The following is a 14,401-nucleotide window of genomic DNA, read 5'->3' as shown; positions in this document are numbered from 1 at the left end:
GATGCCAAGTTGGCCGCCGAGATCCTGATCAATAACAGCAGCGAATGATTATTTCGAATATCACTCAACCTTTTACCGAAGGAGGCAGCCACATGCCGAAACCAAATACGCCGTTTACACCGATTGCCCCTGACCGGCCGCAATTCCGCTTCACCAACAAAGGCTGGCTGCTGGCTGGGCTGTTGCCGCTTATGATGAATGCCAGCTGCAGCGACCAGGACAAACCCACACAATCGGTTGTCCGCCCGGTGAAGGTGTTTCGCATCGAGCAAAACGCCGTCGCCGGCGCCAGAAGCTTTGCCGGGGAAGTCAGGGCAAGATTCGAGACGCCCTTATCCTTCCGGGTGGGCGGTAAACTGCTGGAGCGCAAAGTCGACGTCGGCGACCCAGTGCACAAAGGCCAACTGCTGGCGATACTGGATGGCAACGATTACCGCCTCGCCGTGCAGGCCATTAAGGCTCAGCTGGTTGCCGCTCAGGCCGACAGCGCTTTTCTACGCGACGATCTGGTGAGATACCGCGAACTGCTGGCCCAGCAAGTCATCAGCCCGCCGGAGTTCGAACGGCACGAAACCGCCTATACCACGGCGCGGGAGCGGACGGCGGCGCTGGCAGCGCAATTGGCCGAGGCGCATAACCAACCGAGCTATACCGAATTGCATGCCGACCGCGACGGCGTGGTCACGGCCTTGGCTGTCGAGGCCGGGCAAGTGTTGGCGGCGGGTCAGGCAGTGGTGACGTTGGCCCAGCTCGACGAAAAGGAAATCCATTTCGACGTGCCCGAGCATAGACTGGCGGAAATCCAGCGCCAACAAGAAGTTAATGTGTCGTTGTGGTTAGACGATGATCGGCCGCTCAAGGCCAGAATCCGCGAGATCGCCTCGGCCGCCGATCCGGCCAGCCGCACCTATCGCGTCAAGGCCAGCTTGCTAGAAGGTCTGGACGCCGCGCAATTGGGCATGACGGCGACCGTTCATATAACGGCGAACACCGCTTCCGGTATCGCCATCCCGCTGTCCGCCGTCTATACCCCGCAAAACCAACCCGATCATCCCGCCGTGTGGTTGATCGATGAGCAGGCCGCCACCGTCAAAGCCGTGCCAGTTAAGTTGGGCGAGACGCAGCCCGGCGAACGCATTGCCGTCGATGGAGTAACTCCCGGCCAATTGCTGGTCAGCGCCGGCGTGCAGCGCCTGGCCGAGGGCCAGGCTGTCCGCTTGCCGGAACAACCGGGATTGCCTAACAATCACGGTGGCCAGGAACCTCTATCCAAGGAACAGCTATGAAAGCATTCAACCTCAGCGAATGGGTGCTAAACCACCGTTCCTTCACCGGCTTCATGCTGGTATTGGTGATGCTTGGTGGGATATTTGCTTATTACACGCTGGGCCAGCAGGAAGATCCGCCGTTCACCTTCCGTATCATGGTGGTCAAGACCCTCTATCCCGGCGCTACCGCTTTGGAAGTCGAGCAGCAGTTGACCGATAGGTTGGAAAAGAAAATTCAGGAATTGCCTAACCTGGATTATCTGCGCAGTTACTCCAAACCCGGCGAATCGGTGATTTTCGTCACCCCGCGCGAAGATACGCCACCCAAGGAGATTCCCGAGCTTTGGTATCAAGTGCGCAAAAAAGTCGATGACATCCGCATGACGCTGCCGCCCGGCAGCATCGGGCCGTTTTTCAACGACGAGTTCGGCGATACCTATAGTCTGCTCTATGCCTTCTCTGGCGACGGCTTTAATTATGCCGACCTCAAACTGGCGGCCGATTCGGTTCGCCAACAGCTGTTGCGGGTCAAGGATGTCGAGAAAGTCGATCTGATCGGCGTGCAGGACGAAAAGATTTTCGTCGAGTTTTCCGACAAGAAGCTGGCCGAACTGGGCTTGGACACGGCGGCGGTTGCTCAGGCTTTGCAGGCACAGAACGGCATGGCCCCGGCCGGCACGGTATATTCCGCGCAACGCAATCTGCCGATACGCCTGACCGGCTCGTTCGACTCGGAAGACAGCGTCGCCAATATGGCGGTACGCATCGCCAATCGCACCTTCAAGGTCAAGGATTTTGCCCAGGTGACGCGCGGCTATATTGATCCCGCCGAATTCAAGATGCGTTTCAACGGCAAGCCAGCTCTTGGTCTCGGCGTGACGATGAACAAGAAAGGCAATGTGATCGACCTGGAGCACGCCTTGGATGACACGCTTGCCGGTATGGCAAGCGAGTTACCGTTGGGTATGGATGTGGAGCCGGTCGCCAATCAAGGGCATGTCGTAAAAACGCAAATGTCTGAATTCGGCGGCACTTTTTTCGAAGCTCTGGCCACCGTGTTGGTGGTCAGCTTCTTGAGCCTGGGCTGGCGCACCGGTTCCGTGGTGGCCCTGACCGTGCCGCTGGTGCTGGCCGCGACCTTGCTGGTGATGTTGCTCTGCGGCATCGATTTGCAACGGATTTCCTTGGGTGCTTTGATTCTGGCGCTGGGCCTGTTGGTGGACGATGCGATGATTGCCGTCGAGATGATGGCCCGCAAGCTGGAGGAAGGTTGGGACCGGATTCGTGCCGCGACTTATGCGTACACTGCCACCGCTTTTCCGATGTTGACCGGGACTTTGATCACCGCCGCCGGTTTCTTGCCGGTGAGTTTGGCCAAGTCGCAAGCCGGCGAATACACTGTGTCGATTTTTCAGGTGGTGGGCATCGCTATGCTACTGTCGTGGATAGGCGCGGTGGTGTTCACTCCTTATTTGGGATTTTTGATCCTCAAAGTCCATACCGCCGCCGATGGTCCTATCCACGATTTGTTCGATACGCCGTTCTACAAACGGCTGCGGCGTTGGGTGGATGCCTGCGTGGCGCACCGTAACAAAGTCATCATCGCCACATTGGCGTTGTTCGGCCTCGGTATCGTGACCTTGGTTCACGTCCCCGAACAGTTCTTCCCGCTTTCCAACCGCCCGGAAGTCATTGTCAACCTGTGGCTGCCGGAGGGTAGCGCCTTCGAGCAAACCGAAGCCGCCGCCAAACGCATGGAAGCGCTGTTAGCCAAGGACGAAGACGTGGTACATGTCGCCAGCTATATCGGCAGCGGCACGCCGAGATTTTTCCTGCTGATCGTGCAGCAATTGGCGAATACCAATCTGGCCGAATTGGTGGTGATGACCAAGGATAACCAGGCCCGCGAGCGGGTGATGCAGCGCGTCCGGCGGATTTTGGAGACGGATTTCCCGAATGTCAGGGGCCGGGTCAAGCGCCTGAATGTCGGTCCGCCGATGGATTATCCGGTGGCGTTCAGAGTATTAGGCGAAAACCCCAACATCGTGCGCGGCATTGCCGACCAGGTAGCCGAGGTCGTGCGCGAGCATCCCGGCACCGTGGACGTCAACGACGACTGGCATGACCGCATGCCGTCGTTCCGCCTGATGTTGGATCAGGACAAGGCCCGCGCCCTGGGCGTGTCGACGGCTAGCCTGTCGCAAGCCTTGCAGGCGCATTACACCGGCATCCCGGTCGGGCAGTTGCGCGAGCAGGATAAATTGATCGACATCGTCTGGCGGGCTAGTCCCGAATTGCGCACCGCTGCCGATGAATTGCCGGACGTCGCGGTGCGCACCGCTAATGGCAAGTCGGTAGCGCTGTCGCAGTTCGTCAAATTCGAGACCGTGTTCGAAGACGGCGTGCGCTGGCGGCGCAACCGCTTCCCCACCATTTCGGTGCGCGCCGACGTGGTCGACGGCATGCTGGCTCCCGACGTGTCGGCGCAAATCATCCCGAAACTTAAACCGATACAAGACAGTCTGCCGGCCGGTTATTTCATCGAGACCGGCGGCACCAAGGAAGACGCCTGGACCGCGCAGAAGTCGATTCTGATCTGGATTCCGCTGGTGCTGATCGTCACGCTGATCTTGTTGATGATGCAGTTGCAGAACCTGTCCAGGACTTTCATGGTGTTCAGCACCGCGCCGCTGGGCGTGATCGGCGCCGCCTTCGCCTTACTGCTGTTCGGGGCACCGTTCGGCTTTATGGCGCTGCTCGGCATCCTGGCGCTGGCCGGCATGATCATGCGCAACTCGGTGATTTTAGTGGATCAGATCGATCAGGACGAACAGTCGGGGCTCGACACCTGGTCGGCCATCGTCGAATCGACGGTGCGGCGTTTCCGGCCGATCATGCTGACCGCGGCAGCGGCGATCCTGGCGATGATTCCATTGTCGCGCAACGACTTCTTCGGCCCGCAGGCCATCGCCATCATGGGCGGGCTGACGGTGGCAACTGTGTCGACGGTGTTCTTCCTGCCGGCGCTGTATGCGGCGTGGTTCAGGGTAGAGCGCAAGGACGGAGGTGTTAAAGCCCTCAGCTAATGGCAACGCTATCGAATCAACGACACTTCCCCCTTTGACAAAGGGGGATCGAGGGGGATTTATTTGAAAAATCTCCTCCAGCCCCTCTTTTCCAAAGAGGGGAGAAAAAATAGCCGTAGGGTACGCATTGCGTACCCTACGGCGCCCACGGAGTTTTACGATGAATAACCGATATTTAACACCGCTAGCCATTCTATCCTTGGTTGGTCTAATCGCTTGTACACCAACCCGCGTCGGCGACCAAGTAGCACTCAACAGCCCGGCAACCTGGCAACACGCACCCAATACTCAAACCGCCGAAACGGTGGACCTAAAGACTTGGTGGCAAGGTTTCAAAGATCCCTTGCTGGACGAATTGATAGACAAGGCTTTGGCCGCCAACCACGATCTGAAAATAGCCACCGCTCGCGTCCGCGAAGCCAACGCCATGGTCACCGTTGCCGAAGCGGCGCTGTATCCCAGTCTGGATTTCTCGCTGTCCGGCGGCCGGGAAAAACGCATCGACCGCATCGTCGGCGTGCCGGACGGGCAAGGCATCAAATTGATTACGCCGACCGCCGATGCCGTCAGCGGCGGACTGGCGGCGCGTTGGGAAATCGACGTGTTTGGTGGCCGGCATTTGGAAGCGGAAGCCGCTGCCGCGCAAGCCGAAGGCAGCCAGGAAGGCTTGCATGCGGCGCAAGTCGGCCTGTTGGCCCAGGTGGCGACCAATTATCTGGAACTGCGCGGCGTGCAGCAACGCACCGGCATTCTGCAAAACAATATCGCCTTGCAGCGCGAGCGGTTGAGGACGGTACAGGTATTTGTTAAAGCCGGACTGGCTAACGAGGCGGACCTTGCCCGCCAGCAAACGCTGTTACAGAGTACCGAAGCGACTCTGCCGACATTGGTCAACGCCGAGCAAAACCTGATCCATCGTTTGGGCGTGTTGCTGGGCGAGCCGCCGGAAAGCCTGGGAACGCGGCTGGCCGCTGTCGGCCCGTTGCCGAAACAAACGCCGATCATGCCCAAGCTACTGCCGGCCGATTTGCTCGCGCAACGGCCGGATCTGCGTTTGGCGCAAACCGAAGTCAGCGCGGCGGCGGCCAGCCTAGGTTCGGCGCGGGCCGATCTTTATCCCAAGATCGTTTTGTCGGCGAGTGGCGGTCTAGGCGCGATTGCGGTCGGCGGTTTTCCGAGTCTGGCCGATAGCGTTTATGCGCTCGGCTCGGGGCTTTCGGCGCCCATATTCAACGCCGGACGCATCCGCGCCCAGATTACCGCCGCCGATGCCCGGCTGGAGCAAGTCGCGGCTAATTACGAGAAGACTTTTTTGCTGGCTTTGGAAGACGTCGAAAACGCCTTCGTCGCCCATCGTTCCGCCACCGATAGCTTGGGAAAATTGACTGAAGCGGAAGCTTCTGCGGAAAAAGCCTACCGGCTGGTCGATACCTTGTATAGTCGCGGCGCAGGGAATTATTTGGCCGTTTTGGATGCCCAACGCAGCAAACTGTCTGTGAGCGACGAACGCGCCAAAGCCGAAACGGCGGTCGGCGTGGCGATGGTATCGTTGTACCGGGCGTTTGGCGGCGGCTGGACAGTTGATTCATTGGTGAGTGGGATCGACAATGAATCGATCGCTAGCCGCGACAAGCAATAGCAACATCAACGAAAGTCATATCAATTTTTGCCCACAGGAAACCACATGACTAAATCTTATCGGCAACCCTTAATCGCGTATTGTCCATGAATAACGACCCTATTATTTCCATACGCGGGGTCAACAAGACCTATGCCGGCGGTTTTCAGGCATTGAAAAATATCAACCTGGACATCCGGCGCGGTGAAATATTTGCTTTGCTCGGTGCCAATGGCGCAGGCAAAACCACGTTAATCGGCGTCATTTGCGGCATCGTCAACGCCAGTGCCGGCACCATCATCGCCGACGGCCACGACACCGTCCGAGACTACCGCGCCGTGCGCGCCGCCATTGGCCTAGTGCCGCAGGAATTGCATACCGACGCCTTCGAGTCGGTATGGGCCACGGTTAGTTTCAGTCGCGGATTATTCGGCAAGCCGCCCAATCCTGTTTATGTAGAAAAAGTGCTGCGGGATTTATCGTTATGGGACAAGCGCGACGCGAAAATCATGTCGCTTTCCGGTGGTATGAAACGCCGGGTGCTGATCGCCAAAGCCCTGGCGCATGAGCCGACAATATTGTTTCTGGATGAGCCGAGCGCCGGTGTCGATGTGGAGTTGCGCCACGACATGTGGCGGATGGTGCGCGAGCTGCGCGCCAACGGCACCACCATCATTCTGACTACGCATTACATCGAAGAAGCCGAAGATATGGCGGACCGCATCGGCGTCATCAATAAAGGCGAACTGATCATCGTGGAAGACAAAGCCGTGCTGATGCGCAAGCTCGGCAAGAAGCAGCTGACGCTGACCTTGCGTCAGCCCATGTCCGAGATTCCGGCCGAGCTTGACGCCTGGGCGTTGACGCTGACAGAAGACGGCGAACGCCTGGTCTACAGCTTTGATACCCAGGAAGAGGAGACTGGCATTGCCGAACTACTGCGCCGGCTAAGCGAACACGGGATCGATTTCAAAGACCTCAGCTCCAGCGAAAGCTCGCTGGAAGATATTTTCGTCAGCCTGGTTCACCAATCCCAAGGGACGCAATCATGAACATCTACGGCATTCGCGCCATTTACCGCTTCGAAATGGCCCGCACCTTTCGCACGCTGGCGCAAAGCATCGCCGCGCCGGTGCTGACCACCTCGCTGTACTTCATTGTCTTTGGCAAAGCCATCGGTTCGCGGATGGGCGACATTGACAGCGTGAGCTACGGGGCCTTCATCATCCCCGGCCTCGTGATGCTGAATCTGCTCAACGAAAGCATCTCCAACGCTTCGTTCGGTATTTACATGCCCAAGTGGGCAGGCACGATTTACGAACTGCTGTCGGCGCCGGTGTCCTGGATCGAAGTGCTGCTGGGTTATGTGGGCGCGGCGGCGACCAAGTCGGTGCTGTTGGGTCTGCTAATTCTGGGAACCGCCCGCCTATTTGTGCCCTACGAGATTGCCCATCCGCTGTGGATGATCGGCTTTTTGCTGCTGACGGCCGTGACCTTTAGCTTGTTCGGCTTCATTATCGGCCTGTGGGCCGACAGTTTTCAGAAGCTGCAGGTGGTGCCGATGTTGGTGGTGACTCCGCTAACTTTCCTGGGCGGCGCGTTCTATTCGATCAATATGCTGCCGCCCTTGTGGCAGAAAGTCACCTTGTTTAATCCGGTGGTGTATTTGATCAGCTGCTTTCGCTGGAGCTTTTACGGCATGGCCGACGTGGATGTTGCCATGAGCATAGCCATGACCTTTGGTTTTCTGACCGTGTGTTTGATTTTTGTCTGGTGGGTATTTAAGACCGGGTACAAGATTAGAAATTAAGTCGGAAGCAACGTAGCTTGGCAGGGTACGCACCGCGTACCCTTTGGCTGTCAGATAGCGCTCAATATCTCTTCAATCAACGCCGGGCCTTTATAGATCAAGCCGCTATAAATTTGCACCAGGCTGGCGCCCGCGGCGAGTTTTTCCTGAGCGTCCGCGCTGCTGAGAATGCCGCCGGCCGCGATAATCGGTAGTTTGCCGTTCAATTCCGTCGCCAAGGCTTTCACCACCCGAGTCGAACTGTCTTTAACCGGCGCGCCGCTCAAGCCGCCGGCTTCGTTGGCGTGGATATGCCCTTGGATTTTATCGCGGGCGATGGTCGTGTGGGTGGCAATCACTCCGTCCATACCAAATTCCACCAGCAATGCCGCGATGTGGCGGATTTCTTCATCCGTTAAATCCGGCGCGATTTTTACCGCGATGGGCGTGTACTTGCCCTGTGCCGCTTGCAACGTCAGTTGTTCTTCCTTCAAAGCGCTGAGCAATTGCTTGATCTCGTCCCCTTGCTGCAGTTGGCGCAAATTCTTGGTGTTGGGCGAGGAAATGTTGATCGTGATATAGCTCGCCGCCGCGTAGCTTTTGCGCAAGCCAATCAAATAATCTTCAGTCGCGTTTTCCAATGGCGTATCGGCGTTCTTGCCAATATTAATGCCCAAAATGCCGCGATACCGGCAGGTGCCGACTTGTTCCAGCAAATGATCGATACCCAGGTTGTTAAAACCCATGCGGTTAATGATGGCCTGGTGTTCCGGCAGGCGGAACAGGCGCGGTTTGGGGTTGCCGGGTTGCGGGCGCGGCGTAACAGTCCCGATTTCGATAAAGCCAAAACCCAACTCGGCCAACGCATCAATGTAATCGCCGTTTTTATCCAGGCCGGCAGCCAAGCCAAGCGGGTTTTTGAAATTCAAGCCCATCACTTCGACCGGCTTGTCGCTGACTTTGGGTTTGCTCAAAACCGACAAGCCGCTGCGCTGGGCCAGTTTTAACAAATCCAGCGTGACATGATGCGCGGTTTCCGGGTCCAGGGAGAACAGTAAGGGGCGTAGCAAAGGATAAAGGTTCATGGCGCGGTTGCTCGAGTTAGCGAATACGGGGTCGGGTCTATTTCGGTGGGGCGCTGCAAAATCAGGTCCGCCAACAGCTTTGCGGAAGCCGGTCCCATCACCAAGCCGTTTCTAAAATGGCCGGCATTGATGCTGAGATTCTCAATTTCGGGATGTTGTCCAACCGTAGGTATGCCTTGCGGGCTGCCTGGGCGCAGGCCGGCCCAATGATGGCAAACGGGATAGGTTTTCAAGGTCGGCAGTAATTCGGTGGCGAATTGGTAAAGCTGTTGCTTGGCGTCTTCTGTGGTGACCTTGTGAAAGCCGGCTTGCTCCACGGTGCTGCCCGCCAGGATTTTGCCGTCACGGCGCGGGATCAAATATTGATCGCCATCCAGCACCATATAAGGCAAGGTAGTTGGCGTGGCATCGAACAGCAGCATTTGTCCTCTGACCGGCTTGATTTGCAAGTCTACCGGCCAATCCGGTAATAAATCCCGCATTAAATCGGTGGTCCAGGCGCCGGCGCTGACGATTAGGTGCTGAGCGGTGTAGGTACCGTTGTTGGTGTCAATGCGCTCAACTCGGTGGTTGGCGATGCCGATCTTGCGAATTTCGGTACTATCCAGAAATTTCGCGCCGGATTGTATTAAGTAAGCGTGGAGCGATTTTAATAATCTGGGATTGCGGGCTTGGGCAATTCCCGGCAGCCATAGCGGTTGGTCGAGATCGCTGGTAAACGGCTCGGTCAAGGCCGTTGCGGCCGGCTGGTAGTCGATGTGGTACTGCTCACACCATTGTATGGCTTGTGCGTAGTCCGGGTTTTTGCAGATCAGCATGCCGCAGTCATACCATTCAGGATCGATACCGGTCGCGGCGAGCAGTTCCCGGCTTAAGGCCGGGTATTTTTTTAAGCTGTTGACCGCCAAATCAGAGATCGCTGCGGCTTGGCGCCAGGGATAAATCGGCAGCAAAATGCCGCCGCCGGCCCATGAGGATTCCTGGCCCGGTTTGGATTTGTCGAGGATGGTGACGTCGCGGCCAGCCAGGCGCAGTTCGCGAGCGGCTAATAGGCCGCTGATACCGCCGCCGATGATCAGAATATCCAGGTGTGTGGTCATGCAAATGCCGAGGAAAACGGGTGTAAGAAGGCTTTTTTAAGGTAACACGAAGGCGGCTTATTTTGATAGGGTTTGCCGATTGTCCATGGGTGTGTGAAAAAGCAAATGGCTGTTGTTAATTTTTGACAAATATGGATTATAGTTTACAAAGTATTTGTATCTTATTGATATAAAACAAATTTTTTGAGTAAAAAAAATAGACTTAAAACTTGTAAGGCTAGTGTTTTGCTGCTATTATTGCCCACGTGAAGAAATCCTGTGTTGCTTTAAAGCTATTCAGTCTTAACAATAATTACCCTTGGGGGGAACAACAATGAGTTTTACTAAAAGCAAATTAGCGCTGGGTGTTGCCGCAGCGTCTTTAACAATGGCTGGAGCATTCATTGCCCCACAAGCCCAAGCTGCCGGTTCCAGTGCCGAGCGCGTCGCTGACGCGGCCGCCAGAAAAACCGAAGCTCTGGAAGCGCAAATGCAACAAATGGCCGAGCAAATGCAAGCCATGCAAGCTGAATTGAGCCGCGTTAAATCTTCATCTGCCAGCTCCACTGCTGCGAATGCAAAAGTTCAAGAGTTGGATCAATGGATGGCGTCTGTTAAGTCAACTCCTGCGCAAGCGTCTGCCAAAGATAACTTGGTAGCGGTTCGTGGCGGTTGGTCAGCGCTGGATCATGCCAGAGGTAACACCAACGTATTGACAGATGGTGCTTTTTTATCGAACAACAGAAACAACGAAGGCTACTACTTTGGTGGTGCGTTTGATTTCAATGTTAATAATGATTTGTTCGGCTTGATGGACGATACTTCTTTCGCCATCGAGTTGGGTATTGAATATGCTCAGTACGGATCAGGACCTAATACTTTGACTGATGGCACTGTTGTGGTTCCTGTATCAGAAGGCGGTACTGGTGCTGTAAGGGTTAATGGCGCTTCTCCAAGAGCAACAGACGCTCGCTTGAGAATCAATGCATCTCCAAAAATTAAATTCATGCACGACAGCAAATTGCGCCCATGGATTATCCCTGTCGGTCTTGACATCAACATTCTGGGCGTTCCGTCCAACGCGGTTTCTGTGTTGAATGCCGGTTTGAACTTCGGCGCTGGTGCTGAATACGATCTTTACAGAGGCATCGTATTGGGTACTGACGTGCGTTACCACTACTCAACCAGCAAACTGGACGGTACACCTACCGACGGTTTCAATGCTGGCGGCTACGTGGGTTTCAAATTCTAAGTTGACACTTAGTTAGCACGCAAAAGGGAAGGTGTCACAGCCTTCCCTTTTTTTATGGATGAAAATCAATGAAAACCCTCTATCCGGACATTTCGCCGTTTCATGCCTTTTTTCTGGAAACCGATAGCGAGCATCGCGTCTATGTCGAGCAATCCGGCAATCCGGCCGGTATTCCGGCGATTTTTTTGCATGGCGGCCCGTGTTCCGGCACCAAGCCGGATCATCGGCGTTTTTTCGATCCCGAGCGTTACCACATTATCCTGATGGATCAGCGTGGCTGCGGATTATCCGAGCCGTTTGGTGAATTGCAAGGCAATACCACTCAGGATTTGCTGGCCGATATGGAGCGTATCCGCACGCAATTACGGATTGATAGTTGGTTGTTATTCGGCGGTTCCTGGGGTGGTACGTTGGCTTTGCTTTATGCTCAGCAGCATCCGACAAAGGTGTTGGCTATGATCTTGCGCGGCGTGTTTTTAGCGCGGCAGGCCGATATGGAGTGGTTTCTGGGTAACGGCGTCAATAAAATCTACCCCGAACGCTGGCAGATCTTGCTGGATGCTTTGCCCAATTTGCCGGATGCCAATGTCCTGGAGCGATTGGTGGAGGCGATTTTTGGTGCCGATCAGGATGTGGCTAAACGTGCTGCTCAACAATGGCAAGCCTGGAGCGGGCAAGTGGCGCTGGGGAATGACTATCTGGAAAGTATGGAGTCGGTTAGCGAGCAAATGCTACGGCAAGTAAAAATGGAATTGTCTTATGCCATCCATGATTATTTCATCCGCGAAAATCAAATCCTGGAAAACTGTGCGGCGTTACAGTCGATACCAACTATCATCATTCACGGCAGAAACGATTTGACCTGTCCTATAGAAGCCGGTTGGCGCCTGCGTCAGGCCTTACCGCAATCTCGTTTCGTAGTGCTGCCTAATGCCGGCCACATTGCGCGGGGCGACGAAATGATCGATGCGTTAGTATCCGCGACCGATGAAATGGCCAGGCTTTTAGCGTAGACAAGGGCATTATGAGCAATAAAAAACGACTGGTCATCGGCATGACCGGTGCTACCGGGGCTATTTACGGCGTCAGGATGCTGCAAATATTGCGAGAGCAAGACGAATGGGAAACGCATCTGGTGGTATCGTCCGCCGGTTTGGTTAACCTGAAATACGAACTAGATATGGATCGGGCTGCTTTGTATGAACTGGCGGATGTTACGCATGGCATAAACGATATTGCTTCCTGTATTGCCAGCGGCTCTTTCAAGACCGAAGGCGTGGTGATTGCGCCGTGTTCGATGAAGACGCTGGCGGCGGTAGCGCATGGGTTTGGCGATAACTTGATTTCCAGAGCGGCGGACGTGGCGTTGAAAGAGCGCCGCAAAACGGTGCTGGTGCCCCGCGAGACCCCGTTAAATTTGGCGCATATCCGCAATATGGCCAGCGTTACGGAAATGGGCGGGGTTATCTATCCGCCGATGCCGGCTTTTTACAACAAGACCGATTCCGTGCGGGCAATGGTTGATGAGGGGGTGGGGCGAATTCTGGATATGTTTGGGGTGGACGCGACAGGGCTATTCAAGCCTTGGACGGGTCTGGGCGGTTAAGTTTTTATCGGTCTCGACTAAATACAGGGTTTTTGCCGGGTAAATAGTCGGTCTTCAATTGACAGGGTGCCTTATTCTGATTTAGAGTTGCCGCACTCGCGAAAAATGCCCATCGACAAAGGCTTGCGGCGCTCTCGACTTAAAGACCTGAAAATGGTGTTTGGTTGGGGGGTGGGTCTTAAAACAATAACTGTAACTATAACAATCGGAGCACATAAATATGGCAAGACCATTAATTCAAATGGCGTTGGATTCACTGGATTTCAACCAAACTGTCGAATTGGCTGATAAAGTAGCGCCTTATGTCGATATTTTTGAAATCGGCACTCCTTGCATTAAATACAACGGTATCAACCTGGTTAAAGAACTGAGACAACGTTACCCAGACAAATTGTTGTTGGTTGACCTGAAAACCATGGACGCCGGCGAATACGAAGCAGGCGCTTTCTACGCTGCAGGCGCAGACATCTGCACCGTGTTGGGCGTATCCGGTTTGGCTACTATCGCTGGCGTTATCAAAGCAGCAAAAAAACACGCTGCCGAAACCCAAATCGACTTGATCAACGTGGCTGACAAAGCCGAGTGCGCGAGAGAGTCTGTTAAATTGGGCGCGCAAATCGTCGGTATTCACACCGGTTTGGATGCACAAGCGGCAGGCCAAACCCCATTTGGCGACTTGAACGACATCGCTCGTTTGGGCTTGGGCGTACGTATTTCTGTTGCTGGCGGTATCAAACAAGCGACTGTTCAACAAGTCGTTGAAGCTGGCGCTAACATCATCGTGGTTGGTGCTGCTATCTATGGCGCACCATGCCCAGCAACAGCTGCTCGCGAAATCCGCGAACTGGTTGACGCTGCTGCTGCATAAACCAGCTTTGTCAATTCCTATTTGTTAGGAAATATAAGGACGGGTGGTTAGCGCCACTCGTCCTTTCGTTCGTTATAACCCCCAGTTTTTACCGGGCACGGCCGATCACGAGCCGGCTCGCACTACCAGATTCAAAGGAGAATTANTCGCGCCGAGACTTAGCGAACGCCATCCGCGCACTTAGCATGGACGCCGTACAGAAAGCCAACTCCGGTCACCCCGGAGCCCCGATGGGGATGGCCGACATCGCAGAAGTATTGTGGAATGATTTTCTGCAACACAACCCCAGCAACCCCAAATGGCCCAACCGCGACCGCTTCATCCTGTCCAACGGTCACGGCTCCATGCTGATTTATTCCTTGCTGCACTTGGCTGGCTACAACCTGCCGATCGAAGAACTGAAACAGTTCCGCCAACTGCACTCGCAAACCCCGGGTCATCCTGAATACGGTTACACCGAAGGTGTGGAAACCACCACAGGGCCCTTGGGACAAGGCATCACCAATGCCGTCGGTTTCGCCTTGGCCGAACGCACCCTGGCCGGCCAATTCAACCGTCCCGGTCACGACATCGTCGACCACCACACCTACGTATTCCTGGGTGACGGTTGCTTGATGGAAGGTATCTCCCACGAAGCCTGCTCCCTGGCCGGCTCCATGAAACTGGGTAAACTGATCGCCTTCTACGACGACAACAACATCTCCATCGACGGCGAAGTCCGTGGTCATGGCAACGTTGCCGGCTGGTTCC

Annotated in this window: 11 protein-coding genes and 1 pseudogene; 10 read left to right on the top strand and 2 right to left on the bottom strand. The window is 55.3% G+C overall.

All coding sequences use genetic code 11. The features are described 5' to 3' along the window. The first annotated feature begins 92 nt into the window (after nt 1-92). The 5 genes from CWO84_RS13615 to CWO84_RS13595 all read left to right on the top strand — a co-directional run bounded on the left by CWO84_RS13615 (nt 93) and on the right by CWO84_RS13595 (nt 7,782). Nucleotides 93-1,286 carry an efflux RND transporter periplasmic adaptor subunit gene (locus CWO84_RS13615; RefSeq protein WP_240618053.1) on the top strand — a complete coding sequence of 398 codons (1,194 nt, stop codon included), beginning with the start codon at nt 93-95 and terminating at the stop codon, nt 1,284-1,286. Beyond that, nucleotides 1,283-4,354 carry an efflux RND transporter permease subunit gene (locus tag CWO84_RS13610; protein WP_101053243.1) on the top strand — a complete coding sequence of 1,024 codons (3,072 nt, stop codon included), beginning with the start codon at nt 1,283-1,285 and terminating at the stop codon, nt 4,352-4,354. The genes CWO84_RS13615 and CWO84_RS13610 overlap by 4 nt, the downstream gene beginning before the upstream one ends. Before the next feature lie 160 nt (nt 4,355-4,514). Further along, nucleotides 4,515-5,993 (top strand): TolC family protein, encoded by a 1,479-nt coding sequence (locus CWO84_RS13605; protein ID WP_101053241.1) that lies wholly within the window; start codon nt 4,515-4,517, stop codon nt 5,991-5,993. 86 nt (nt 5,994-6,079) lie between these two features. After that, nucleotides 6,080-7,024, top strand: coding sequence for an ABC transporter ATP-binding protein (locus CWO84_RS13600; RefSeq protein ID WP_101053239.1), 945 nt, complete (start codon nt 6,080-6,082; stop codon nt 7,022-7,024). Then, nucleotides 7,021-7,782, top strand: a complete 762-nt coding sequence (locus CWO84_RS13595) for an ABC transporter permease (protein ID WP_101053237.1) — start codon at nt 7,021-7,023, stop codon at nt 7,780-7,782. The genes CWO84_RS13600 and CWO84_RS13595 overlap by 4 nt, the downstream gene beginning before the upstream one ends. A 50-nt stretch (nt 7,783-7,832) precedes the next feature. On the opposite strand, the gene CWO84_RS13590 is transcribed toward CWO84_RS13595, so the two are convergent. Next, nucleotides 7,833-8,846 carry a quinone-dependent dihydroorotate dehydrogenase gene (locus CWO84_RS13590; RefSeq protein ID WP_101053236.1) on the bottom strand — a complete coding sequence of 338 codons (1,014 nt, stop codon included), beginning with the start codon at nt 8,844-8,846 and terminating at the stop codon, nt 7,833-7,835. After that, on the bottom strand, nt 8,843-9,946 hold the full coding sequence (locus CWO84_RS13585; RefSeq protein WP_101053234.1) for an FAD-dependent oxidoreductase: 1,104 nt from the start codon (nt 9,944-9,946) through the stop codon (nt 8,843-8,845). Before CWO84_RS13585 ends, CWO84_RS13590 begins: the two co-directional genes overlap by 4 nt. Nucleotides 9,947-10,259: 313 nt before the next feature. Between CWO84_RS13585 and CWO84_RS13580 the strand changes: the two genes are divergently transcribed. From CWO84_RS13580 to CWO84_RS13560, 5 genes and pseudogenes are all read left to right on the top strand, one after another. Further along, complete coding sequence (locus CWO84_RS13580) at nt 10,260-11,177, top strand: hypothetical protein (protein ID WP_101053232.1); 918 nt, start codon at nt 10,260-10,262, stop codon at nt 11,175-11,177. 68 nt (nt 11,178-11,245) lie between these two features. Further along, nucleotides 11,246-12,190, top strand: coding sequence for a prolyl aminopeptidase (gene pip / locus CWO84_RS13575; protein WP_101053230.1), 945 nt, complete (start codon nt 11,246-11,248; stop codon nt 12,188-12,190). An 11-nt stretch (nt 12,191-12,201) separates the two neighbouring features. Beyond that, on the top strand, nt 12,202-12,783 hold the full coding sequence (locus tag CWO84_RS13570; protein WP_101053228.1) for a UbiX family flavin prenyltransferase: 582 nt from the start codon (nt 12,202-12,204) through the stop codon (nt 12,781-12,783). Nucleotides 12,784-13,003: 220 nt separating this feature from the next. Then, nucleotides 13,004-13,651, top strand: a complete 648-nt coding sequence (gene hxlA, locus CWO84_RS13565; protein ID WP_033159367.1) for a 3-hexulose-6-phosphate synthase — start codon at nt 13,004-13,006, stop codon at nt 13,649-13,651. Nucleotides 13,652-13,836: 185 nt separating this feature from the next. After that, nucleotides 13,837-14,401 (top strand): annotated as a pseudogene (locus CWO84_RS13560) (transketolase); the annotation flags it as partial.

The sequence above is a fragment of the Methylomonas sp. Kb3 genome, assembly GCF_002834115.1.
GTDB classification, from domain to species: Bacteria; Pseudomonadota; Gammaproteobacteria; order Methylococcales; family Methylomonadaceae; genus Methylomonas; species Methylomonas defluvii.
Note: the sequence above shows the minus strand (reverse complement) of the source record. Positions and strands in the feature narration are given on the sequence as shown.